At 68.8% G+C, this 23,214-nt stretch carries 21 protein-coding genes; 6 read left to right on the top strand and 15 right to left on the bottom strand.

What is annotated here, in order from left to right; genetic code table 11:
• Nucleotides 1-34: 34 nt before the first annotated feature.
• The gene (locus K3888_RS04590; protein WP_230929038.1) at nt 35-283 is read right to left on the bottom strand and encodes a hypothetical protein; all 249 of its coding nucleotides are present in this window, start codon (nt 281-283) and stop codon (nt 35-37) included.
• A gap of 108 nt (nt 284-391) precedes the next feature.
• Here K3888_RS04590 and K3888_RS04585 point away from each other — a divergent pair, with 108 nt between their 5' ends.
• The gene (locus tag K3888_RS04585) at nt 392-757 is read left to right on the top strand and encodes a YchJ family protein (RefSeq protein ID WP_230929037.1); all 366 of its coding nucleotides are present in this window, start codon (nt 392-394) and stop codon (nt 755-757) included.
• Between the two features lie 10 nt (nt 758-767).
• Here K3888_RS04585 and K3888_RS04580 read toward each other — a convergent pair whose 3' ends face one another.
• The 7 genes from K3888_RS04580 to K3888_RS04550 form a co-directional block, all read right to left on the bottom strand.
• Nucleotides 768-1,328, bottom strand: a complete 561-nt coding sequence (locus K3888_RS04580; protein WP_230929036.1) for a hypothetical protein — start codon at nt 1,326-1,328, stop codon at nt 768-770.
• Between the two features lie 53 nt (nt 1,329-1,381).
• Complete coding sequence (locus K3888_RS04575; RefSeq protein WP_230929035.1) at nt 1,382-2,410, bottom strand: TY-Chap domain-containing protein; 1,029 nt, start codon at nt 2,408-2,410, stop codon at nt 1,382-1,384.
• 64 nt (nt 2,411-2,474) lie between these two features.
• Nucleotides 2,475-3,290 carry an NUDIX hydrolase gene (locus tag K3888_RS04570; protein WP_230929034.1) on the bottom strand — a complete coding sequence of 272 codons (816 nt, stop codon included), beginning with the start codon at nt 3,288-3,290 and terminating at the stop codon, nt 2,475-2,477.
• An 84-nt stretch (nt 3,291-3,374) separates the two neighbouring features.
• Nucleotides 3,375-4,004: a TetR/AcrR family transcriptional regulator gene (locus tag K3888_RS04565; protein ID WP_230929033.1), complete on the bottom strand. Its 630-nt coding sequence runs from the start codon at nt 4,002-4,004 to the stop codon at nt 3,375-3,377.
• Nucleotides 4,001-4,459 carry a DUF3817 domain-containing protein gene (locus tag K3888_RS04560; RefSeq protein WP_230929032.1) on the bottom strand — a complete coding sequence of 153 codons (459 nt, stop codon included), beginning with the start codon at nt 4,457-4,459 and terminating at the stop codon, nt 4,001-4,003. Before K3888_RS04560 ends, K3888_RS04565 begins: the two co-directional genes overlap by 4 nt.
• An 85-nt stretch (nt 4,460-4,544) precedes the next feature.
• A complete protein-coding gene (locus K3888_RS04555) occupies nt 4,545-7,091 on the bottom strand; it encodes a DEAD/DEAH box helicase (RefSeq protein WP_230929031.1) in 2,547 nt (848 codons plus the stop codon).
• A 27-nt stretch (nt 7,092-7,118) separates the two neighbouring features.
• Nucleotides 7,119-8,066 (bottom strand): proteasome assembly chaperone family protein, encoded by a 948-nt coding sequence (locus K3888_RS04550; protein ID WP_230929030.1) that lies wholly within the window; start codon nt 8,064-8,066, stop codon nt 7,119-7,121.
• 270 nt (nt 8,067-8,336) lie between these two features.
• Between K3888_RS04550 and K3888_RS04545 the strand changes: the two genes are divergently transcribed.
• A complete protein-coding gene (locus K3888_RS04545; RefSeq protein WP_230929029.1) occupies nt 8,337-9,434 on the top strand; it encodes a DUF4192 domain-containing protein in 1,098 nt (365 codons plus the stop codon).
• A 189-nt stretch (nt 9,435-9,623) separates the two neighbouring features.
• Here the strand turns inward: K3888_RS04545 and galE are convergent, their stop codons facing one another.
• Together galE and K3888_RS04535 are read right to left on the bottom strand one after the other, a co-directional pair.
• On the bottom strand, nt 9,624-10,604 hold the full coding sequence (gene galE, locus K3888_RS04540; protein ID WP_230929028.1) for a UDP-glucose 4-epimerase GalE: 981 nt from the start codon (nt 10,602-10,604) through the stop codon (nt 9,624-9,626).
• Nucleotides 10,601-11,290: an iron-dependent transcriptional repressor DtxR gene (locus tag K3888_RS04535; protein ID WP_230929027.1), complete on the bottom strand. Its 690-nt coding sequence runs from the start codon at nt 11,288-11,290 to the stop codon at nt 10,601-10,603. Before K3888_RS04535 ends, galE begins: the two co-directional genes overlap by 4 nt.
• 239 nt (nt 11,291-11,529) lie before the next feature.
• Here K3888_RS04535 and K3888_RS04530 point away from each other — a divergent pair, with 239 nt between their 5' ends.
• Together K3888_RS04530 and K3888_RS04525 are read left to right on the top strand one after the other, a co-directional pair.
• Complete coding sequence (locus K3888_RS04530) at nt 11,530-12,762, top strand: acetoin utilization protein AcuC (RefSeq protein WP_230929026.1); 1,233 nt, start codon at nt 11,530-11,532, stop codon at nt 12,760-12,762.
• An 80-nt stretch (nt 12,763-12,842) separates the two neighbouring features.
• Nucleotides 12,843-15,596 (top strand): bifunctional acetate--CoA ligase family protein/GNAT family N-acetyltransferase, encoded by a 2,754-nt coding sequence (locus tag K3888_RS04525; protein ID WP_230929025.1) that lies wholly within the window; start codon nt 12,843-12,845, stop codon nt 15,594-15,596.
• Between the two features lie 69 nt (nt 15,597-15,665).
• Here the strand turns inward: K3888_RS04525 and K3888_RS04520 are convergent, their stop codons facing one another.
• The 5 genes from K3888_RS04520 to K3888_RS04500 all read right to left on the bottom strand — a co-directional run bounded on the left by K3888_RS04520 (nt 15,666) and on the right by K3888_RS04500 (nt 21,030).
• Entirely contained in the window at nt 15,666-16,856 is a 1,191-nt protein-coding gene (locus K3888_RS04520) for an IS30 family transposase (RefSeq protein WP_230929092.1), read from the bottom strand.
• Nucleotides 16,857-17,314: 458 nt separating this feature from the next.
• Nucleotides 17,315-18,283: a sigma-70 family RNA polymerase sigma factor gene (locus tag K3888_RS04515; RefSeq protein ID WP_230929024.1), complete on the bottom strand. Its 969-nt coding sequence runs from the start codon at nt 18,281-18,283 to the stop codon at nt 17,315-17,317.
• A 167-nt stretch (nt 18,284-18,450) separates the two neighbouring features.
• Nucleotides 18,451-18,888, bottom strand: a complete 438-nt coding sequence (gene dtd, locus K3888_RS04510; protein ID WP_230929023.1) for a D-aminoacyl-tRNA deacylase — start codon at nt 18,886-18,888, stop codon at nt 18,451-18,453.
• A complete protein-coding gene (locus tag K3888_RS04505; RefSeq protein ID WP_230929022.1) occupies nt 18,885-20,516 on the bottom strand; it encodes a DUF7782 domain-containing protein in 1,632 nt (543 codons plus the stop codon). Before K3888_RS04505 ends, dtd begins: the two co-directional genes overlap by 4 nt.
• A gap of 19 nt (nt 20,517-20,535) precedes the next feature.
• Complete coding sequence (locus K3888_RS04500) at nt 20,536-21,030, bottom strand: DUF3099 domain-containing protein (protein WP_230929021.1); 495 nt, start codon at nt 21,028-21,030, stop codon at nt 20,536-20,538.
• Nucleotides 21,031-21,102: 72 nt separating this feature from the next.
• On the opposite strand from K3888_RS04500, the gene K3888_RS04495 reads away from it, so the two are divergent.
• Together K3888_RS04495 and K3888_RS04490 are read left to right on the top strand one after the other, a co-directional pair.
• Nucleotides 21,103-21,348 carry a DUF3039 domain-containing protein gene (locus K3888_RS04495; protein ID WP_230929020.1) on the top strand — a complete coding sequence of 82 codons (246 nt, stop codon included), beginning with the start codon at nt 21,103-21,105 and terminating at the stop codon, nt 21,346-21,348.
• A 28-nt stretch (nt 21,349-21,376) separates the two neighbouring features.
• Nucleotides 21,377-23,179 carry a DEAD/DEAH box helicase gene (locus K3888_RS04490; protein ID WP_230929091.1) on the top strand — a complete coding sequence of 601 codons (1,803 nt, stop codon included), beginning with the start codon at nt 21,377-21,379 and terminating at the stop codon, nt 23,177-23,179.
• Nucleotides 23,180-23,214 lie beyond the last annotated feature (35 nt).

Here is a 23,214-nt window from a genome sequence, read left to right as displayed (position 1 = left end):
CTATAGCGGCTGCCCTGCTCCCGTTTGGGCGACGTCAGTCTTCGGCGCGGAGAATCTCGAGGACCTCCGGCGGGATGTGCCCACTGGCCTCGCGTGGGGTCCAGTGCTCGCTCGGAACCCATTGCGAGCCACAGCCGCGGCAGGCGAACAGCGGCTCCCCGCGGCGCTCCACGGGGGTCGCGTTCCAGTTGCACAGGTCTCGACACGACCGGATCCGCAGAGGTGCGAGATCGGGGTCGGAGCGGCGGCGCGCGAGCGACCGAAAGGAGGAAAGGGAGGCCATGACAGGGGCCAGGCTAGTCCCTTTCGCCGCCCGGGCACGGCGCCGCGCGCCTGAACGGGGGCGGGACCCCGGGTAGCCTGGCCGGGCGCTGAGCGAACGGAGAACACCATGGCCCCATGCCCGTGCGGAGGCGCGGACTACCGGCACTGCTGCGGACCCCTCGTCGATGACGGGGTCCCGGCGAGGACCGCCGAGCAGTTGATGCGGTCCCGCTATACGGCGTTCGCGCTGGGGCGACCGGACCATCTCTGGCGCACGTGGCACCCACGGACCAGGCCCGACACCGTGGAGGTCGGCGGGACGACGTGGACCGGACTCACCGTCCTGGAGGTGGTCGCTGGAGTGGCTGACGACGACGACGGCGTCGTCGAATTCGAGGCGCGCTTCACCGACGTGGACGGTCCCGGCATCATGCGGGAGCGATCTGAGTTCCGGCGCCGCGGCGGACGCTGGGTGTATCTGGACGGCGCGTGATCCGGGCGGCTCAGGACGCCGACGAGGTGGTCGTCTGGACGGCGGGATCGACGGGCTGGAGCGTGACGGTGACCGAGGCCAGTGTCCGCGGCGTGGTCACCTCGAGACGACCGATGCGGTCTGTGGCGGGCATCCTCCACGCCACCATGCCCCGGATCCCCTGACCCGGTGAGGTCATGACGGTGGGAACGAGCGGGTCCGGTATCAGCCCGGCCGGGTCCTCGATCCGTTCGAACTGAGCACCGGAGGGGGAGTAGGCCGTGATGGACGCCGGGCCGATCTCGGGTTGTCCGGCGGACTGGACCGCGCGCACGTCGACTGCGAGCACCGTGTCCGCGTAGGCGCTGGCGGGGACTATCCGGAGGTTCGAGAGGGTGACGGTTGCGTCCCAGGATTCACCGGCGACCGGGAACGGGCGGTCGAACTGCTGGGATGTCGGCACCGGGCCCGCAGCCGAACCGGCCGGGGCGTGGGTGGGGCGATGCTCGTCGGCACCGAACGGGGAGGACGAGCAGGCGCCGGAAGCGGCTGCCGTGGCCGCGAGTATGGCGGCGAGGACGACGCGGCTCATGGGACGCTCCTGGGACGGGCCGTTCACCGGGCCGGTCCCGGCAGAGTCACATGTTACTGTTCGCCGGCCCCGGAGTCGTCAGCAGAGTGCAGGTCGCGCCATTGTTTGCCGGCGACGCGACGAGCGAGATCCGAGTAGACATCATCCAGTTCCGCCACGATCTCGGCGAGTTGGATCTTGAAATTGACCGGGACGAAGACCCTGTCGACGAATTCCGACTCGGCCACGATGGTCTTGCCGTCGAAGACGTACCGGCACCACTGCGAGTCACGATTGAGGATCGCCACTTCCGTCTCGGCGGCGGCGGCGTCCTCCACCGTCGAGACCAGCGGGCTGCGGAACACGATGAGGGGCATCGACCTGTGTGCCCGGACGAACAGGACCACACAGCCGGCGGGAACGGTGAACACGTCGTGCTCGTCCGCCTCGAGGCGGCCGTTGTACACGTCGGACAACGCCGCGCCCACCGCCCGGGTCGCCTGGTCCGGGTCGGTGATCGTGATCGGCCGGAAATCGACGTCGTCGGCCACCGGAACCGGAGCTGCCGTGCCGGAGGTGGCCGTCAGAGCCGTCTCGTGATGGTCGTGCGGGTCGGCACCGGGGCGGCTGCCCTGAGGGACCGCATCGGAATCCACCACGTCATGCAGGAACACGGGGTGGGGGATCCCGAACACACGCTCCATGGTCCCGGCCACCAGGTGCGCGAGATGACCGGCCTCGTACGCGGGCAGTCGTAACCGGGGACCGGCGGTCGACGACAGCTCGTTCGGGATCTCCCAACCCAGGCCCGCGAGCTGGTCGAGTTGGGCGGTACGGAGCGGGACCGGGTCGTCCTCGGTGCCTCCTCCGGACACCTCCGCCTCGACCGAACGCGGGCCGGCGGCGGGCCCGGGGGTGTCGGCAGCGTCCGATGCGGTGAATCGGATGAATGGCGGTTGCCCGACATGCGAGCCCAGTACGGGCACCGTCAGGTCGACGATCGCGCCGGGGACGAGGTCACGCAGAAACCCGGCCAGGCGGACGGCGAAGCGCTCCCACCCGGCCGCGATCGACGCATCCACGTCGAACTCGAAATCCGGCATGCCTCGCAGTCAACCACCGAGTCGCGCTGTCCGTCAGCGGTTCGCGAGTGTCCGACGCGGGCGTTCAGGCTTCGGCCTCGGCGTGGCCTCTCTGATAGTCCGCCCAGTACTCGTCGGAACCGTCGAAGCCCACCCGGATACCGCCCCGGTGTTCGAGGATCGCGGGCTCGATCGGGGCGATCGACCGCTCCGAGGCGAGGGCCGACGCCACGTCGTCGAACTGCGACAGGGTGTGAAGCTGGACCCAGGTGGGAGGCAGGAGCATGGACCGCCCGGAGCGGAAGTCGCCCAGCAGATCGGCCGGACGCGCCCACATCGTCAGGTCGACCTCGGTCGTCTGATCGTCGGGTTCCTGGCCGACGGGCAGTGCCGCGAGGAAGAACCGGGTGTCGTAGCGACGCTTCTCCACGGCGGGAGTGATCCAGTGGTCGAACGGGCGGAGGCGGCCGGCTGCCAACGAGAGTTCCTCGGTGGCGAGGAAGTTGCTGAAGGTCATGCGATGGCCCTCGAGTTCGGCGCGCGCCGCGTGATAGCGCCCGGCGTCCGAGACCGGGGAGCCGTCGAGATGATCGGCCAGCAGCACACCGCACTCCTCGAAGGTCTCCCGCGCGGCGGCACAGACGAGCCGACGGGCCCGGGCTTCCTCACATCCGAGGCGGTCAGCCCACCAGTGCGGCGCGGGGCCGGTCCAGGCCAGGTCCGGATCGTCGTCAGCGGCATCCACTCCGCCGCCGGGAAACACCGTCATCCCGCCGGCGAACGCCATTCCCCTCACCCGGCGGGCCACGAACACCTCGGGGCCCGCGTCGGAGTCACGGATCACCATCACGGTGGAGGCGTCCTTCACGGGACGCTCGGTGTTGTGCTCTGCCTCGCTCATGAGGCCAGTCTGACCCGTCGCCGTGGCGCGGCCGGCAACGGGGTACGGTTCCGGGCCTTCTCCGCACGCTCCCAGGGGAGGTTTTCAGCGCGATTCGGCGCCGACCGCGGATGCGGCGGCCAGGGTCCCGTGGAGCACCCGCCGCACATGTTTGCGGAGTTCCCCGCGGTGGTCGAGATCAGGCGATCGATCGACTCCGGAGCGCACGATCGTCATGTACATGACGTCGAAGACGGTCTGGGCCGGACCGGTCAGCCGCGCGGCGGTCGCCGTTCCACCGCAGTGCCGCGCCAGCACTTCGGCGATGCTGCCGCGGAGCTCCACGAGGATCTGCTGGGCCTCGTCACGGTGCGGACCGGGCTCGCCGAAGAGCGTCTCCCGGTGGTAGGCGGCGACGTTCTCGGGTTGCCTCTCGAGTGCCCGGACCAGTGGTTCACACAGTTCGACGAGATCCTCGACCGGGTCACCGGTGTCAGGGACGGATTCGACCATGAGCCGGAAGTCCTCATTGGCGATCATGCACAGCAGTTCACCCTTTGATCGGGCGTAGCGGAACAGGGTCCCCGTGCCGACCTCGGCGAGTTCCGCCACCTCCTGGGTGGTCACGGACGAGTAACCGCGCGAGGAGAACAGCTGACGAGCCGCCTGGTGGATGCGCCGCTGCTTGTCCGCCTTGTTCAGTTCGCGTCGCCCCGGTTCGCGCGTGGAGCTCAACTGAACCACTCGGTCGGCTTGCCCGCGACCAGGAGAAGCGTGAAGACGATCGCCACGACGATCACCGTCACGATGAGAGCGAGGATCGGGGAGCGAAGAGCGGTCGCGAGGAGCCGCTCCGGCAGCGACCGGGGGGACTCCCCGTCCTTCCCCAGCCGCCAGGGGCCGGCGAGCAGCCCACGTCGCTGGACGGACCTCTCGAACGGGTAGGTGGCGTAGGGGATGATCGCGGAGGCCAACCCGAGGACTCCCGTGCCGAAGGGCCAACGTTTGTCGATCCAGACGGCGACGGTCGTCACCGCGTAGCAGAGGAACACGAACCCGTGGATGCTGCCGCCGACAGTCGTGGCCCACTCCAACCCGAAGGCGTACTTGCCGATCATGCCGAGGATCAGCAGGGTCCACGTCACCATCTCGGCGAGCGCGAGCCTCAGGTACAGGGTGCGGGGGGTCACAGGTGTCCTCCAATGATCGTGTCAGGGTCCGCTCGATATCGTACGGACTCTCTGACCAGCCATTCGGAGCAGGCTCCGGAAGCGTTCACCCGCGCAGCGCGATCGAGGCGAATCTGGCTTCGCCGGCCTCGTCACTGGCTGCCAGATCCACCACGGCCTCGATCGCCCAGCCGTGGTCCCCCTGCGGATCGTCGAGAACCTGGCGGACGCGCCACGTGCCGGCATCGACCCCCGGGCCGGACTCGGTGACGGAGAACAGCGCAGGGCCTCTGGCGCCGGGTCCTGTCCCGATCTCGTCGTACTCGTCCCAGTACGGGTCGATCTCGGAATCCCAGTCGGGACGCTCGGGGACGGCGTCGTCGAGTTCGACGAGCCGTTCGATGTCGTCCCGGGCGAGCAACTCCACCCGGCGGAACATGGCGTTTCGCACCATCACCCGGAAGGCGCGCCGATTCGCGGTGACAGGCCTGGACGCGCCGGCCGATTGACCGAAGGCCAGCTCCGCGACCTGTTCAGAGGACACGTCGGGATCGGTAAGCAGCTCCCATTCGTCGAGCAGGCTCGAGTCGACCTGACGGACCAGCTCGCCCAACCACTCCACGAGGTCGTCGAACTCCTCGGACCTCAGGTCGGCGGGGACCGTCTGGCGGAGGGTCCGATACGCATCTGTGAGATAGCGCAGAACCGCCCCCTCCGAGCGGCTGAGACCGTATGCCGAGATCAGGTCGGAGAAGGTCATGCCCCGCTCGACCATCACCCTGATGACGGACTTGGGTGACGGCTCGATCCCCGTAACCCAGGGATGCCCGGCCCGATAGGCGTCGTACGCGTCGGACAGGAGGTCGTCGAGCGGTCGGGGCCACGTGATGTCCTCGACGAGCTCCATCCGCTCGGAGTACTCGACACCGTCGGCCTTGAGCGAGGCGATCGCCTCGCCGCGGGCTTCGCGCTGCTGCGCGTAGAGAACGGGCCGTGGGTCGTCGAGGACGGCTTCGATAACCGAGACGATGTCGAGCTCCGGGGTGGGGGAGTCGGGGTCCAGGACCTCCATCGCGGCCAACGCGAACGGCGCCAGCGGCTGGTTGAGGGCGAAATCGCGCTGGAGGTCCACAGTGAGTCGAACGTGCCGTCCGTCGTCGTCGGGCTCTGTCAGCCGCTCCACGATGCCCGCTGTCTCCAAGCCGCGGAACAGCTCGATCGAGCGCAGCACGTGGTGCCGTGTGCGGGCCCGGGTCTCGTGGGACGAGAGCAGGAGGTGCCGCATGTGGTCGAAGCAGCTGCCCGGCCGCGAGATGACGTTGAGAAGCATCGAGTTGCTGACCTCGAAACGGCTGGTGAGCTGTTCCGGCTGGGCGCCGACGAGCTTGTCGAAGGTCGACCGTGACCAGTTGACGAAGCCCTCCGGGGGCTTCTTCCTTGCGGTCCTGGCCTTCTTCTTGGGATTGGCCAGGGCCTTCGCCGCCGCCTTGGCGTTCTCGATCTCGTGTTCCGGGGCCAGCACCACCACGAACCCCTCGGTGTCGAATCCGGCGCGCCCTGCGCGCCCGGCGATCTGGTGGAATTCCCGGGCTTTGAGGACTCGCTGACGGCGGCCGTCGAATTTGGTCAACCCCGTGAACAGCACCGACCTGATGGGGACGTTGATCCCCACCCCGAGGGTGTCGGTGCCGCAGATGACATTGAGCAGGCCATCCTGCGCGAGTTTCTCGACGAGGCGGCGATACTTGGGGAGCATCCCCGCGTGGTGGACACCGATCCCGTGGAGCAGGAGTTTGCGGAGGGTCCGGCCGAACGACGTGGTGAAACGGAACCCGCCGATCTCGTCCGCGATGGCTCGTTTGCGATCACGGTCGGCCACCGAGAGTGACGTGAGCGCCTGGGCCTGCTCGAGCGCAGCCGCCTGGGTGAAGTGCACGATGTAGACAGGTGCCTTGCCCTCGCGCAGCAGGATCTCCACCGACTCGTGAACGCCGCTGAGGGCATAGTCGAAGCTCAGCGGGACCGGACGCTGCGTGCCGCCGATGTGGGCGCAAGGCCGCCCGGTGCGTTCCTCGAGGTCGGCCTGCAACCAGCCGACGTCTCCGAGCGTGGCGGACATCAGCAGGAACTGCGTGTCGGGGAGCTCGATGAGCGGCACCTGCCAGGCCCAACCACGGTCCGGCTCCGAGTAGTAGTGGAACTCGTCCATCACCACTTGGCCGATCTCGGCATCGTCCCCCTCGCGAAGTGCGATGTTGGCGACGATCTCGGCGGTCGCGCAGACGATCGGCGCATCGGGGTTGACCGAGGCGTCCCCGGTGATCATTCCCACGTTCTCGGCGCCGAACACCTCGCACAGCGCGAAGAACTTCTCGCTCACCAAGGCCTTGATCGGCGCGGTGTAGTAGCTCCGCGCCCCGCGAGCCATCGCGGCGAAATGCGCACCCAGCGCCACCAACGACTTGCCGGACCCCGTGGGGGTGGCCAGGATGACGTGGCTGCCGGCGGCGATCTCGAGGATGGCCTCCTCCTGTGCCGGGTACAACTGCAGGCCCCGGTCCGCGGCCCATGCCACGAACGCGTCGTACACCGCCTCGTCGTGGAGGCCGGCGGGAACGTCGTCGAGGTCAGCGAGCAGGTCGGGCAGATGCACCCGTCCGAGCCTAGTCGCCCGGCCTCGTCACTCGCCGGGCTGCGGTCCGCCGTCGGAGTCTCCGCCTGACTGCTGGGCGAGGAAGCGCTCGAACTCCGCACCGATCTCGTCGCCGGAGGGCAACGGCTTGCCTCCGGGATTGAGCGAGTCCGAGCCCATCCGTGCCTCCATGAACTCGTCGTACTGCTTTTCCATGTGCTCGATGGCCGTGAGGATCTCCGCATTGTGGGCGATCTGCGCGTTCACCTGGGACGCGAACTCCTCCGCTGACTTCTCCAGTTCCTCGGTGGGCAGATCGAGTCCGCCGACCTTGGCGATGCTCCCGACCAGGTTGAGCACGGCCGCCGGGTAGGCGGTCTGCGAGAGGTACTGGGGTACGTGAACGGTGAATCCCGCCGACGGGATGCCGTGCTCGGACATCCGGAGTTCGAGGAGGGAGCTGACGTTTCCGGGCACCGAGAACTCACCGGGCCAGGCGGTGAAGCCACGGATCAGGTCCACGTCGCTTGCATGGGCGCTGGCGTTGGTGGGCCGGGTGTGGGGCACGCCGAGCGGGATCGAACCGAGCCCGATGGACATGCGGACGCCGAACGCCCCCGCCAGATCGATGACGGACTCGGTGAAGCCGTCCCATCGCAGGTCCGGCTCGAGACCGGACAGCAGCAGGAAGGAGCTTCCGTCCGCGTCCTTGACGGCGTGGATCTGGATCGTGGGCTCGTCGTAGCTCGCGAAGTGGTCGAAGGAGTACTTCAGATGCGGGCGCCGTGACCGGTAGTCGACGAGCTGATCCGCGTCGAACTCGACGATCAACTGCGAGTCCAGGGAGTCACGGAGGTGCTCGGTGGCGCCCTCGATCGCCTGTCCCGCATCGGAGAACCCCTCGAGTCCGTGCACGAGCACCGGCCCCCGACCGTCCGCGGACCGCAGATCGGGAAGGGGTTGGATCAGTCGGTACAGATCGCTGTGCCTGGCCATGTCGACTCCTCTCATCACCGCACTTCGTCAACGGGGTGACGAAGCTCGTGCGGTCGTCCATTCGGGACGGGTACTCACCCCTTTGCCAACGTCAGGCCGCGGTGGATGATTCCCCGCACGCACTGCTTCCTCCACAGGTGCGCGTCACAGACGTCCGCAGGAGCGGGCGGCGCTGCCCGGATGCATGAGGGTTGGGGCGGTGGACGACACCCGCGGACCGCGTTCCCAGATCCGGGACGGGGCCGCGCGAGGAGAGACGGGTGGACGGCGATGACGACACGGGGCCGAATCGGAGACGACGGTCAAAACGAGCGGGAGCGGGTGGTGATCAGTTCGCCGGAGGAGATGATCGCCTCCGTCCCGGCGATGCTCGGTTTTCCTCCGCCCCCGGGGTCGGTCGTGCTGGTGGGCGGGAGGATGTCCGACGGCGGCAATGCGCCGGTCATGCGGGTGGATGTGCCCGGGCTCCAGGACGAGGACACGATCGCCCCCACGGAGGGCGAGTTGTTCGGTGAACCCGGTCTCGATGCTCCGGACGGGGAGTCGGGGCTGGTCGGCGGGATCGATCCGGGTCCGGCCCAGAGCCTGGCAGAGTTCTGCGCGCGGGAAGGGGTCCGGTCGGTACACCTGATCGTGGTGCGGGAGGACTGCATCGACGGGTATCTCGCTGGTCAGCGGGCGATGGACGCGGCAGCCGCGTTCGACTACCGGCTGGGGTTGGCGGGCACGGAGGTCGTCAATGCGTTCGGGGTGGAGGAGTTCGCGGCGGGTGCCCCGTGGGTGGATCTGTTCGGGATGGTCCGGGGAATCCAACTCGATCCCGACGCCACGCATCTGGCTGCGGTGTACGCGTTCCAGGGGCGGTCGGTCGCGGCGTCGAGGAGCGACATCGACCGCCTGTACCTGACCCGCGACCCGGACGCGCGGGACTCGGATGGAGGTGACACCGATGCAACGGCGATGGCGGAGACGTCCGAGCTGGTGGCGCGGCACGACTCCGCCGCCGCGTGCCTGGGAACCGGGGAGCGGGTCGACGACGACGAGCTCGCGGTGATCGGACGCGGCCTGCTGTCGATCGATGTCCGTGACGAGGTCTATCGGAACCTGGCCCAGCGCACACTGACCGACGACGACGGCCGCCGCCTGCTCTGGTGGGCCCTGGCTCGTCGACGACCCCCGAAGGAGCGTTCGGTGGCTCTGCTCCTCCTCGGTGCCGCGGCCTACTTCGCGGGAAGTGGTGTCCATGCGAACGCCGCGCTCTCCGCAGCGGTGCAGGCCGATGCCACGAACTCGCTGGCGCGGCTCATCCTGAACGGTCTGATCGAGGGGATCGCCCCCGAACGCCTCAGACAGGTGGCGGCGGCATGAGGAGCTCGCGACGCCGGATCAGGGCAGCGGTGAGAGGGGAGGGGCCGTGACGAGGTGCTGACAGGCGGGGGCCTGCCGCAGGGGTTCCGCGTCGACTGGTTCGCGCACAGCCCGCCCGACACTGATCTTTCGGGTGCCCGGCGGGCTGTGCGTGCGTGCTCGTGTCGCTCGCCGTCAGCGGCGGTGTTGTCAATGAGCAGCCGAGTGAGCGCGATCCCCGAGCGCCTCGGTGAACTTCCATGCATCCTCGACGACCGTGCGTAGATCGGTACGGCCGGGCGTCCAGCCGAGCTCGGCGATCGCCCTGGCGCTGGACGCGACCAACACCGCGGGATCTCCGGCCCGTCGAGGCGCGATGACATCCGGGATCGGGCGGCCCGTGACCTCGCGACACACGTCGATGACCTCACGCACCGAGAACCCCTCGCCACTACCGAGGTTGAGGATCCGGTGGACACCCGGGGAGTTGGACTCGAGGGCGAGAACGTGCGCATCGGCGAGATCTGCGACATGGATGTAGTCGCGGATGCAGGTGCCGTCCGGGGTGGGCCAGTCGTCACCGAACACCTTGATGTCCTCGCGGTGTCCGAGAGCGACCTGCAGAACCAGCGGGATGAGGTGGGTCTCCACGACGCGGTTCTCGCCCGCGGCCCCGTAGGCGCCGGCCACGTTGAAGTACCGCAGGCTGGTGGCCGCCAACCCGTGGGCCGCGGCGTACGAGCTGATGGCGTGATCGATCGCGAGCTTGGTCGCCCCGTAGGTGTTGGTGGGCCTCGTCGGCATGTCCTCGGTGATCGGTACCTGCTCGGGCTCGCCGTAGGTCGCTGCGGTGGAGGAGAAGACGAGGTTTCCCACACCGGCGGTGCGCATCGCATCGAGCAGGGTCAATGAGGTGACGACATTGCCCTGCCAGTACTCGCCGGGCCTCTCCACCGACTCGCCCACGAGGGACCGAGCCGCGAAATGCAGGACCCCGTCAAAGGACGGGTCGAGGACGTCCCCGACGCTCGCGGCGACATCGCCTTCGATGAAGGTCGCGCCCTCGGGGACACCCTCACGATTGCCGGTCGACAGGTCGTCGAGGATCACCACCTCGTGACCGCGCTCGACGAGGACGGTGGCGCAGACCCCGCCGACGTACCCGGCGCCGCCTGTGACGAGGAGCTTCACGGGAGGAGCTCGACCTGGATCGCGTGCGCATGATCCCCGTCGATCTCGACCGTGTGACCGGACCCGGAGTTGAGCTCCACGAGGTGGCCGCGACGGGTGGCGGTGACGGTCTTGAGGGGCTCTACGCCGGTGGCCCGGAACTCGGAGATGAGCTCGGTGTCGATCTGGACGTTCTCGCCGATCGCCTGGATGCGCACCTGGTGGGGCACATCGGGTTCGAGTTCCGAGAGTCGGATGTACGTCAGCTCCTCCCCCGTCGCGGAGCTGTACCCGATCCGCTCGAGACCGGGGATGGGGTTGCCGTACGGGGAGGTACGGGGATCGTCGAGCACCTCGATGAGGCGACGCTCGACGTCGTCACTCATGACGTGTTCCCATCGACACGCCTCGGAGTGGACCTTCTCCAGTTCCAGTCCGATCACATCGACCAGGAGCCTTTCGGCGAGGCGGTGCTTACGCATAACGTCCACCGCGAGCTCCCGGCCGTGGGGAGTGAGCTGGAGATGGCGATCCGGGGCCACCAGCACAAGCCCGTCCCGCTCCATGCGCGCGACCGTCTGGCTCACGGTCGGGCCACTCTGCTCGAGGCGTTCGGCGATCCGCGCACGCAGCGGGATGACACCTTCCTCCTCCAGCTCGTAAATGGTGCGGAGGTACATCTCGGTGGTGTCCACCAGGTCCTTCACGCTGCAGTCCTCCGAGTCGAAAAGCCGGTAGAGAGATTGTCCTACTGATCCGTGGGCTACCCGTGCCCGTGGATCTCGTCGGCACCGAGCCTACCGTCGCGGCACCGACCGGGGTGGAGCGCTCTCAAACCCGGGCCGCACCGCAGTACGTTGCGTAGATTCGCGGGTGACGCAGACCCCGGTTTCCGCCGGGGAGGCGAAGCCGGGAATCACCCGGCGGAGACGGGAGGACGGTGACCATGACGGGCATCCGGGACGGAGTCGCGGCGGGGGTGGTGTGGAGTCCGTCGCTGTTGGAGTACCGCCACTCGGCGGACCACCCGATGAGTCCGCGGCGACTTGATCTGACGATGTCGCTGGCCACGGAGCTCGGCGTTCTCCGGGGAGTGGAGCTGATCGATCCCGGATCGGCGACGGACGAGGAGCTTCTCCGCGTCCATACCTCGCGGTATATCGACTCGGTCAAGGCCGCCGGCGATCTGCCGCCCGGTGAGCACGTGGGAATGAGTCACGGGCTGGGAACCGCCGACAACCCGACGTTCCCGGGGATGCACGAGGCCAGCGCGGCTGTGGCCGGCGGAACGCTCGCCGCGGCGCGCGCGATCGCGGACGGTGTCGCCACCCGGGCTGTGTCGGTCGCGGGCGGGATGCACCATGCGATGCCGGCTGCCGCCGCCGGCTTCTGCGTGTACAACGACGTCGCCGTGGCGATCAGCTGGTTGCTCGACAACGGCTACGACCGCGTCGCTTATGTCGACATCGACGTCCACCACGGCGACGGGGTCCAGACCGCCTTCTACGAGGATCCGCGGGTTCTCACGGTCTCGTTGCACCAGCACCCCGCCACGCTGTGGCCCTCGACGGGCTGGGCGTCCGAGACCGGCGTGGGCCGGGCCGAGGGCACGTCCGTCAACCTCGCCTATCTGCCCGCCGTCACCGATCCGCTGTGGCTCCGCGGTTTCCATGCCGTGGTCCCCGGGCTGCTGCGGGCATTCGAGCCGCAGATCATCGTCCTGCAGGCCGGATGCGACTCGCACCGCGAGGACCCGCTCGCGGACCTGTCGCTCAGCGTCGACGGGCATCGCCGGTCCTATCTCGACGTGGTCGCGTTGGCGGACGAGATCTGCGAGGGTCGGCTCATCGCGATCGGGGGCGGCGGGTACGAGCTGGTCCGGGTGGTCCCGAGGTCGTGGACCCACCTCATCGGGGCCGTGCTCGGTGTGCCGGTGGACCCGGACACCGTGGTGCCGGAATCGTGGCGGACTATGGCCGGCCGACTCACCGTGCCGGACCGGGTGCCGCAGTCCATGAGCGATGGGGAGATCCCGGAGTACACCCCGTGGGAGCCGGCCGGGGCCGACCGGGGCGTCGAGATCGACCGGTCGCTGGCTCGACTGGACCAGTCCATCCTCGATACCAGGCGCTCGGTGTTCCCACTGCACGGGCTCGACCCCGACGATCCGAGGGACTGACCCCACGGGTGACCGCTCCGTGGTCACCCCGCACGATGACCACTGACCGACCGATGAACTCCGCCCCTGGAGGACCACACATGGCGCACCTTGGAGACACTCCGACCGGCGATCCGACGAACCAGACCTCCAAGACCGGTGGACCCCCGGCGGTGGAACCTCCCGAGCACGCCTCGACCGACACCTCGGTGGACGTCTACCCGGACGGGTATCCACACGAGTGGGCGGCCGATGTCCTCGGCTCCGACGGCCGGGCGGTCCGGGTCCGGCCGATCCTCCCCGAGGACTCCGAGAAGATCTCGCGGTTCCACACGAGCTTGTCAGAACGGACCCGCTACCTGCGGTATTTCGGATCGCGCGATGTTCTCTCGGATCGCGAGCTCCGGCGGATGACCAATGTGGACTACCGCGATCGGATGGCGTTCGTGGCGGAGCTCGGTGCGGAGATCATCGGGATCGCGATCTACGAGCGGCTACCTGACTCGACGTTCGCGGAGGTCGCGTTCACCATCTCGGACCAGCACCAGGGCCGGGGCCTGGGGTCGATCTTCCTCGAACATCTGGCCGGCGCGGCCGCGGAGTGCGGTATCGACCATTTCGAGGCGGAGGTCCTGTCGGAGAACCGCTCGATGATCCAGGTCTTCCGTAGGGCCGGGTACGAGATCTCACGGTCGTTCGACGGCTCGACCCTGCACCTGGAATTCGCCATCGACCCGACCGAGGCGCTGACCAACGTCCGGAACTCCCGCGAGGCGGCGGCCGAGTCGCGAAGCGTCGCCCGGGTTCTCAACCCCGCATCAGTGGCCGTGATCGGAGCGTCGGACCAGGTCGGCAAGATCGGCCACACTGTGTTGCGAAACCTCATCGCCAACGGGTTCTCCGGGCCGGTGTACCCGGTCAACTCGGACGCCCACTCGGTGCAGTCGGTGCGCGCCTACGCGAGCGTCCGGGACATCCCGGATCCGGTGGACCTCGCGGTGGTCGCCGTCCCGGCTGCGTCGATGTCGGAGGTCCTCGACGACTGCCTGTCCAAGGGCGTGTCGACCCTCGTCGTCATCTCGGCGGGATTCTCCGACGTCGGAAGTGCGGGAGTCGTTTCGGAGCGGCGTCTCGTCAGCGAGGCGCGCGCGCACGGCATGCGCGTGGTCGGACCGAACGCGCTGGGCGTGATCAACACCTCCTCCGACGTCCAGCTCAACGCGACCCTGGCGGAACTGGTGCCCGGCCCCGGACGGGTGGGGTTCTTCTGCCAGTCCGGTGCTCTGGGCATCACGATCCTCGCCGCGGCGGCACGGCGTCGACTCGGTCTGTCCACGTTCGTCTCCGCGGGTAACCGCGCCGACGTCTCGGGTAACGACCTGATGCAGTACTGGGACACCGACTCGGCCACCGAGGTGGTGTTGCTGTACCTCGAGAGCTTCGGTAACCCGCGGAAGTTCTCCCGGATCGCCCGGCGGATAGCCCGCAACAAGCCGGTCGTGGTGGTGCGGCGCGCCGCCGACGACCTCGAATCCGGTGTCGAGGGGCTCACCGCGTCGGCGATCCGCGGCCTCTTCCGCGACTCAGGTCTCATCCAGGTCGACTCGATCACCGACATGTTCGACACCGCCACGCTCCTCGCGTATCAGCCGCTACCCGCCGGTGGCCGGCTGGGGATCGTCGGGAACTCGTCGGCTGTGGCTCGCCTCGGTGGTGACTCGGCGCGGTTGCAGGGCTTCACCGTCGCCCATTCGGTCGACCTCGGGGCCGGAGCGAACCCGGAGGACTTTCGGACCGCGATCTCCGACGCCCTCGACCGTGATGAGGTGGACTCCGTCCTGACGGTGTTCGTACCCCCTGTGGCCACGGAACCGGACAAGTTCGCCGAGGCCATCCGCGCCGCCGCTGCGGAGAGCGAGAAGCCCGTCGTCAGTACGTTCCTCGCGGGGGAGGGCCTTCCGGAGGGACTGACCGTGACCGATGAGTCCGGCGTCGCCTCGCGCGGATCCATCCCCTCGTATCCGTACCCGGAGCGAGCGGTGTCCGCGCTGGTGCGGGCCCGACGCTACGCCGAATGGCTGGATCGCCCCGCAGAGGAACCCGCCGAGTTCGAGGACATCGACCGTGTGCGTGCCCGCGAACTCGTCGACTCGCTGTGCCACCTCAACGCCGGTACCGACTCGTTCGAGCTCACACAGGGCCAGGTGCGGGCGCTACTCGAGTGCTACGGCATCGACATCGTCGACTACCGCGTCGCCACCGACGTCGAGCAGGCCGTGATGGCCGCCGACGAACTCGGATACCCGGTCGCGGTCAAGGCGATGAGCGAGAAGTGGCGCACCCGGAGCGATCAGTCCGGGGTCCGGCTCGATCTGGCCGACGCCGGCGCCGTCCGGCACGCGTTCGACTACCTGCAGTCCTCCACCGGGTCGCGCTCACTTCACGTGCAGAAGATGGCCACCAAGGGAGTCGCCGTCACGATCCGGGTCGCCGACCATCCGATCTTCGGGTCCCTGATCTCGTTCGGACTGTCCGGGCTGCTCTCGGACCTCCTCGCGGACCGGGCCTTCAGCACGCTGCCGATCTCCCCGACGGAGGCCGCGGCATTGCTCGACCGGCCCCGGGCGGCCCCGATCCTGGACGGGTACGCGGGCGACACGCCGGCGGACCGGCGGGCGCTCGTCGACCTCATGGGACGAGTGTCCTGCCTGGCCGAGGATGTGCCGGAGATGCGCAAGCTCTCACTGGATCCGGGGCTGGCCACGCCCAGCGGTCTGTCCGTGCTCTTCGCGAGCGTGCAGCTCGGGCCTCCGCCGTTGTTCAGCGGGGACGAAGGTCCGCGCCGACTTCGCTAGAACCGGTCCGCAGACGACGAAACGGCCCCACCGGAAAGGCGGTTTCAAGGGGTCGACGCAACACTGCTGTTAGTTGGCGGTAATTAAATCACGCAGGCGCTCGGCTGGGGTATCCCAGCCGAGCGTTTTGCGTGGACGGCCGTTGAGTTCCTGGGCGACGTGTTCGAGGTCTTCTGGCCCGTAGACGCTGAGGTCGGTGCCCTTGGGGAAGTACTGGCGCAGTAGTCCGTTGGTGTTTTCGTTGCTGCCGCGCTGCCATGGGCTGGCCGGGTCGCAGAAGTAGACGGCCATGTCGGTGGCCATGCTGACTTGCTTATGCCGGGCCATCTCGGCTCCCTGGTCCCAGGTCAGCGACCCACGCAAGTGCGCGGGCATTGCACGCATGGCCACGATCAGCGCATCGCGGACCTGTTCAGCGTCGTGCCCGTCGGGCAGATGGAGCAGCATCGTGTAGCGGGTGGAGCGTTCCACCAGGGTGCCGATTGCGGTCTTGTTCAGCTCGCCGGTGATCAAGTCGCCTTCCCAGTGCCCGGGAATGGCGCGGTCGTCGACCTCGGCGGGGCGATCACTGATCATGACCATCGGATCGGTGAACCGCTGATACCGTTCGCCTTCTTTGCGCTGTGGCTTGCGCCTGGTGCGGCCGGTGCGAAGTGCGTTCTTTACCTCGCGTTTGAGGCCGCCACGGGCTTGGAAGTACAGCGCCTGGTAGATCGTTTCGTGGCTCACCCGCATGCTTTCGTCGTCGGGGTGATCCCGGCGCAGGCGATGCGAGATCTGCTCTGGGGATAGTTTCCGGAACAGGCCTTCCTCGACCGCTGCCCTCAGGACCGCGTTCGTCACCAGTTTGGCCTGCTTGGGCCGTGCCCGGGCCGCGGCAGCGCTTCGATCGGCCTGGTAGGGCAGATACCGGCCCGTGCTGCTGTGCCGGCGGACCTCCCTTGAGACCGTGGAGACGTTTTTGCCGATTCGTGCCGCGATCGTGCGAAGCGAGTCCCTGACCGCCAGCCCGTCGGCGATGGCAACCCTGTCCTCGATCGACAGGTAGCGGTCACTGACCGCAGGACTGACGACAGCTTCGCAGATCGCACTGGTCACCGTCTGTGTGTAGCCGGATCGGCGCCGGTAGTCCACGACCCTGCCATCAGGGTGAACCCGCGTGTCGCCAACCTTGCGGATGCCCTTGTGCCAGTCACGGCCGGTGCGAGGGTTCACGCCCACCTCACGGGCAGCTCGCGCCGTCGACCAGCCTTGCGCCACCAACTCGTCGAAGCGCCGCTTGGCCTCGCTCTTGCCTTGAGGACGGAGCTTTTCGCTGGGCACGAGGCCTTGGGCGACCAGGATTCTGCGCGCGGCCGAATGCGAGACCTGGCACGCTTTCGCGGCCTGATTGATCGATCCTGTTCTATCGAACACCGACACGATCACCGCGTGATCAGCAGCGCCACGCCGCTTACCTCGTGGCTGGCCGGCGGGCAGGCCGATCGCCCGCAAGATGGCGTAGCAACGATCGCGAGGAAGCCCTAGCGCGACCGCAGCATCCTTCACCGATACACCGCCGTCGACGAGCCGGGCCAGCTCATCACCGAATCGAACGCAGTCCTGCTGAAACGACATGATCGCCGCAACCTCTCGTTGAGAGTATTGCGACGATCATGTGAACCCGCCCTCCAGGCGGGGCCGTTTCGGGTTGACGGGGTCCTACGAGGTCCGCGGTGTCAGACGGCGTACGACCGCAGCTTGTCAGCGCGACGGCCCTCGCGGAGCTTGGCCATGACCTCGCGCTCGATCTGACGCACGCGCTCACGGGACAGGCCGAAGCGCTTGCCGATCTGGTCGAGGGTCCGCGGCTGACCGTCATTGAGGCCGAAACGCAGCGTGATGACCTGCTGCTCACGCTCCTCGAGCGTGGCCAGGACGGCGCGGACATCCGAGTGCATGACGTTGGTCACGACCGTGTTCTCGGCGCTGGTCGCCTCGGCGTCCTCGATGAAGTCGCCCAGCGGCGCCTCTTCGTCCGCACCCACCGGCATGTCCAGGCTGACCGGGTCACGCGAATGGTCGAGGAGCTCCTCGATCTTGTGCGCGGGGATGCCCGACTCCTCGGCGAGCTCCTCCAGGGTCGACTCGCGGCCGAGCTGCTGGTGCAGCTCACGCTTGATCCGCGCCAGCTTGTTCACCTGCTCGACGAGATGCACTGGAAGCCGGATGGTGCGCGACTGGTCGGCCATACCGCGGGTGATGGCCTGGCGAATCCACCACGTGGCGTAGGTCGAGAACTTGAACCCCTTGGCGTAGTCGAACTTCTCCATCGCGCGGATCAGCCCGAGGTTGCCCTCCTGGATGAGATCGAGGAGCGGCATCCCACGGCCCGTGTAGCGCTTGGCCAGGGAGACCACCAGACGAAGATTGGCCTCGAGGAGGTGGGCGCGGGCGGCCTCGCCCTCCCGGACGATGGTCGCGAGATCGGCCTTCTTGACGGGGCCCAGGCGCTTCTTGGTGGCCAGCAGATGCTTGGCGTACAGACCGGCCTCGATGCGCTTCGACAGCTCCACCTCGTCCTCAGCGTTGAGCAGGGCGGTCTTGCCGATCCCGTTGAGGTAGACGCGGACCAGGTCGGCACTGGGGCTCTGGCCGTCCGAATCCGCCTCCGTCCGATGGTCCGAACGGGTGGTGGCTGACGTCATGTCTCCTCCTCCTGCCTTGCCCGGGGGATGGGCCGGCGGTCGGTCGCTGGTGGACGGATCAGGATCGTGTCCGTATTCCGGTCACGTACACCTACAACGGCAGGGGTGCCGGGAATGTTCCCGGGCGGATGATCTCGGTCACGACATGTGGCGGAATGAAATACCCGTCACCGTGGGTTCGGGGTTTCGATGAGCAGCGTGAACGGGCCGTCGTTGACCGAACGCACCTGCATCATCGCGCCGAAGACCCCGGTCGAGACCTCGAGTCCGCGGTCACGAAGACCGCGCACCACGGCCGCCACAGCCGGCTCGGCCACCTCACCGGGTGCGGCCCGGGACCAGGACGGGCGCCGCCCCTTGGCCGTCGAACCCATCAGCGTGAACTGGCTGACCACCAGGACCGGGGCGCCGACCTCGACCGCGCTCTTCTCCTCACGCAGGATCCGCAACTCCGCGATCTTGCGGACCATCGTGTCGATGTCCGCCTCGTCGTCGTCGTTCGATACCCCCAACAGCACCAACAGCCCCGGGCCGGGGAGGGCGCCCACCACGTCGTCGTCGACCGTCACCGAGGCCTCGGTGACCCGCGAGACCACGGCCCTCACCCGTCGGCCCCCGGCGATGGCGCACTGTCCAACGCGTCGGCGGAGGACGATCCCCCGGGAGCCGCGGCCTCGGCCCCCGGCGGCAACACCCCGGGGACCCCGGCGGGTACGAGGAAGCCGTGCAGGAACAGGTCGACGACCACCCGACGCACCGGCGCCGCGAGTTCGTCCGGGTCGGCGCCCGCCGCCGCGCCCGCGAGGATCACCAGATCCGCCAACGGAAGGGCGCCCGTCCGCGCGCCCCGCAGCACCGTGGCGGTGAACTGATCGATCTCGTGTCGCCACCGCGCGCCGGTGACCCGCTCGACCACGACGGTGGCGCGACCCGCCGGCAGGCCGTCCGGGCCGGTGGGCGCCAAGGACTCCGACACGTGCAGATGGACGTCGGGGGAGACGGTGAAGACGGTCCGGTCCAGCGCGACATCCTCGCCTCCGTGACGGTGCGCGGCCTCGCGCAGCCACGCGGTGCGGGCGAAATAAGCCTCCGCCTCGTCGCCCAGGCCCGCGTCGAAGGGATGCGTCAGGTCCTCACACAGCACCGACGACGGGCCGTCGATGCGTCGCAGATACACGTAACCGAACCCGATGCCCGCCACGCCCTCGTCACGGAAGTGGTCCAGCCAGGCGTCGGCCGCCTTCCACGTGGACTCGTCGCGCGGGTCCATCCCCTCGTCGGTCAACCATGTCCACGCGTAGAGGCCCGGATCGGACGAGTCCCTGCGGAGGAACCAGGCATCGACCCCGTCGGCCGGCACCCACGCGGCCACATACGAACGCCAGTCGACGTCGTCCCGCTCGACCCAGGACGCCAGCAGGATCGCCGTCCCGCCCTCGGCGAGATGTTCCGGAGCGCCGGACACGACCGTCCGACTGGCGCCGTCGAGTGCGAGCCCCGACTCCCGGTACGAGTGCCCCATTTCGGACGGGCCCACCACGAACGGCGGGTTGGCGACGATCCGGTCGAAAGTCCGCCCGGCGACGGGGTCGAACCACGGGCCCCGGACGAGCTCGGCCTCCATCGCGTTGATCGCCAGAGTCGCCTCCGCCAACTCGAGGCACCGCGGGGTGATGTCCGTGCCGGTCCCGGCCTCGCCGGACTCGAGCGCGTGCACCAACTGGATGCCGCAGCCTGTGCCCAGATCCAGAACGGAACCGGCGGGGGAGGTGGGCGTGATCCGCAGGAGGGACAGCGTGGCCTGGCCCACGCCGAGCACGTGGTCCGGCCGGGTCCCGGTGCGAACCATCGACCCGTCGACGTCAGAGAACACCCAGCGGGTCCCGTGGCCGGTGTCGACGGGACGGAGGTCGACGAGTGCCTGCACCGCGCCGTCGTCACCGAGGGACCACAGGCCCGCCTCGACGCCGGCCCCGAGGTCGACCTCCGGAAGCAGTTCGGTGACCACGGCGCGGGGGAGCGCATCGCCCAACACGAACAGACGCACCAGCGCGCCGGCCGCGCCGGAGTCCCGGGCGTGGCGCCGGACGACCGCAGCGTCCGAGCGGGCGAGCGCCGAGACGGCCTCCTGTCCCAGGGCCCGCTCCAGTCCCGGAACGGTGTACCCGTGCTCGCGGAACGCCGCGGTCAGAAAGGGGGAGAGAACCGCGAGGGAGTCGGTGGAACGGGTCACGGGTTCAGGGTCGCTTTCGTCAGTGGTCGCCGCTGGTGGGCTCGTCGGTGTCACCGGTGTCGTCGGCCTCATCGGGGGCATCGGCCTCATCAATGTCCTCGGGGGCATCGGTGTCGGCCTCGCCTTCGCCGTGGGGGTCGGTGTGCGCATCGGTGGTCTTGCCCGTCAACCCGGACGGCAGGGCCACCGTCCGCGGCGCGGACAGGTGCCCCGCGTTATAGGTGCGTGCCTGCTGCTTGGGGAGCGGCGGGCGATCGTTGGCGCCGATCACGGCGATCCACGGGATCGGGATCGATCCCGCCACGATCGCCAGCGCGATCCACGGGTTGTTCCAGAGCGCGAGCGCACCCGCAGCGAGCAACAGTGCCGGGATCCGGACACTCATCAACAGGAAATACCGCTTCTTCCGGGCCGCGAGTTCGTCCTGGTACGACTGTCGCGCCCCGGTGATGAGGACGGGGCTCGAGGTGTCGTCCCGATCCCCGGACCGCTTTCGTCGGAAGTCGGGTGCCATGGACCCCAAGGTACTCCCGGGTGCGCGCTGGAGCGTTGGCGCGGTGACGGCCGGGTGCGGCATCATGAGGGGGTGAGCACCACCCGGACCAAGACACTCGAGCGTCCTGAGGTCACTACGACCGAGGAGACGGAGGACGACGCCCCGAAGTTCTTCCACTACGTGGACAAGAGCAAGATCGCCGAGAGCGCGGTCATGGGGACCTATGTGATCGCCCTGTGCGGTGAGGTCTTCCCGGTCACCCGCTCGGCCAAGCCCGGTTCTCCGGTTTGCCCGGAGTGCAAGCGCGTCTACGAGACCCTGAAGCCTGGTGAGTGATCCCGGAGCGGTCCCGGGCACCGAGGAACTGACCGCAGAACTCATCACCCCGCCGGCCGGCGGGCCGTCGCTGCGCGCCTGGCAGCGCACAGCCCTGCGCAAGTACCTCATGGCCCGGCCCAAGGACTTCCTCGCCGTGGCCACGCCGGGTGCCGGCAAGACGACGTTCGGCCTCCGGGTCGCCAACGAGTTGCTGGCGGACCGGACCGTCGACACGATCACGGTCGTCGCGCCGACCGAGCACCTGAAGTACCAGTGGGCGGCCTCCGCGGCCCGTGCCGGGATCGCGTTGGACCCCGAGTACAGCAACTCCTCGGGGGCACTCGCTCCCGAGTTCCACGGTGTGGTGGTGACCTACGCGCAGGTCGCAGCGCACCCGTTCAAGCATCGCGGGCGCACCACGGCACGCCGCACACTGGTGATCCTCGACGAGATCCACCACGGCGGTGACGCGAAGAGCTGGGGCGACGGTATCCGCGAGGCGTTCGAGGACGCCGAGCGCCGCCTCTCGCTGACGGGGACACCGTTCCGCTCGGACGACAGTCCGATCCCGTTCGTCACCTACGAGCCCGACGGTCAGGGCCATCAGCGTTCGAAGGCCGACCACGCCTACGGCTACGCCGACGCGCTGGCCGACGGCGTCGTCCGTCCCGTCGTCTTCCTGGCCTACTCCGGTGAAGCGCGCTGGCGCTCCAACGCAGGCGAGGAGTTCTCGGCCCGCCTCGGCGAGCCGCTCAGCGCGGACCAGATGTCCCGGGCCTGGCGAGTCGCGCTCGACCCGCACGGCGACTGGATGCCGGCGGTTCTGCAGGCGGCCCACACCCGGCTGCGCCAGATCCGCGCGGGCGGCGTCCCGGACGCCGGCGGCCTGGTGATCGCCACCGATCAGGAACGCGCGCGGGAGTATGCGGCGTTGCTGACCGAGATCACCGGCAAGCCGCCGACCGTGGTCCTGTCCGACGACCCCACGGCGTCGAGCCGGATCGGCGCCTTCTCCGATTCGACCGACGAGTGGATGGTCGCCGTCCGCATGGTCTCGGAGGGCGTCGACGTGCCCCGACTCAGTGTGGGCGTCTATGCCACCAGCGCCTCCACCCCGCTGTACTTCGCCCAGGCCATCGGGCGGTTCGTGCGTTCACGGCGCCCGGGGGAGACCGCGTCGGTGTTCCTGCCGTCGGTGCCCGTGTTGCTGAAGCTCGCCTCGGAGATGGAGGCCCAGCGCGATCACGTGCTGGGTAAGCCGCATCGGGAGGAGGGGCTGGAGGACCAGCTGCTCGCCCAGGCGAACCAACAGCAGGACGAGAACACCGAGGACGAAGAGGACCGCGGCTACATCTCCCTGGGCGCGGACGCCGAGCTCGACCAGATCGTGTACGAGGGGTCTTCGTACGGCACCGCGACATTCGCCGGGAGCGAGGAGGAGGCCGACTACATCGGGCTCCCCGGACTGCTGGGAGCGGACGACGTGAAGGCCCTCCTGCGGCAGCGGGAGAAGGAGCAGATGAGGGATCGTTCCTCCGCGCAGGCCTCCGGGCCCGGGGCGGTGTCCGTGGTGGGCGCCGACCCCGCCGTGTCGGGAGCGACTCTGCCGGGCAACGCCGCGGGCCCCGGCGCCCACGCCGGCGCCGCCGCCGAGCGGGTCGCCTCGGCCGCCGAGCTCAAGGATCTGCGGCGCCAGCTCAACACCCTGGTCTCCGTGTACTCGGGCCGCCTGGGCAAATCCCACGGGGCGATCCACTCCCAGCTGCGCAACGCCTGCGGCGGTCCGCCTGTGCCGATGGCCTCGACCGAGCAGATCCGCGAGAGGATCTCGACCCTGCGCAGCTGGTAGATCCGCCGACCGGCTCCACCAAATCTACGAAATCC

The organism is Dietzia aurantiaca, from assembly GCF_021033825.1.
Classification (GTDB): domain Bacteria; phylum Actinomycetota; class Actinomycetes; order Mycobacteriales; family Mycobacteriaceae; genus Dietzia; species Dietzia aurantiaca.
This window is presented reverse-complemented; position numbering and strand designations above follow the sequence as displayed.

What these genes read in the sequence shown, in the direction of transcription:
- K3888_RS04575 (WP_230929035.1), bottom strand. Translation starts at nt 2,410, where the DNA reads ATGCCGGATTTCGAGTTCGACGTGGATGCGTCGATCGCGGCCGGGTGG.
- K3888_RS04550 (WP_230929030.1), bottom strand. Translation starts at nt 8,066, where the DNA reads ATGGCCAGGCACAGCGATCTGTACCGACTGATCCAACCCCTTCCCGAT.
- K3888_RS04590 (WP_230929038.1), bottom strand. Translation starts at nt 283, where the DNA reads ATGGCCTCCCTTTCCTCCTTTCGGTCGCTCGCGCGCCGCCGCTCCGAC.
- K3888_RS04585 (WP_230929037.1), top strand. Translation starts at nt 392, where the DNA reads ATGGCCCCATGCCCGTGCGGAGGCGCGGACTACCGGCACTGCTGCGGA.
- K3888_RS04500 (WP_230929021.1), bottom strand. Translation starts at nt 21,030, where the DNA reads ATGGCACCCGACTTCCGACGAAAGCGGTCCGGGGATCGGGACGACACC.
- K3888_RS04530 (WP_230929026.1), top strand. Translation starts at nt 11,530, where the DNA reads ATGACGGGCATCCGGGACGGAGTCGCGGCGGGGGTGGTGTGGAGTCCG.
- K3888_RS04570 (WP_230929034.1), bottom strand. Translation starts at nt 3,290, where the DNA reads ATGAGCGAGGCAGAGCACAACACCGAGCGTCCCGTGAAGGACGCCTCC.
- K3888_RS04545 (WP_230929029.1), top strand. Translation starts at nt 8,337, where the DNA reads ATGACGACACGGGGCCGAATCGGAGACGACGGTCAAAACGAGCGGGAG.
- K3888_RS04525 (WP_230929025.1), top strand. Translation starts at nt 12,843, where the DNA reads ATGGCGCACCTTGGAGACACTCCGACCGGCGATCCGACGAACCAGACC.
- K3888_RS04580 (WP_230929036.1), bottom strand. Translation starts at nt 1,328, where the DNA reads ATGAGCCGCGTCGTCCTCGCCGCCATACTCGCGGCCACGGCAGCCGCT.
- K3888_RS04515 (WP_230929024.1), bottom strand. Translation starts at nt 18,283, where the DNA reads ATGACGTCAGCCACCACCCGTTCGGACCATCGGACGGAGGCGGATTCG.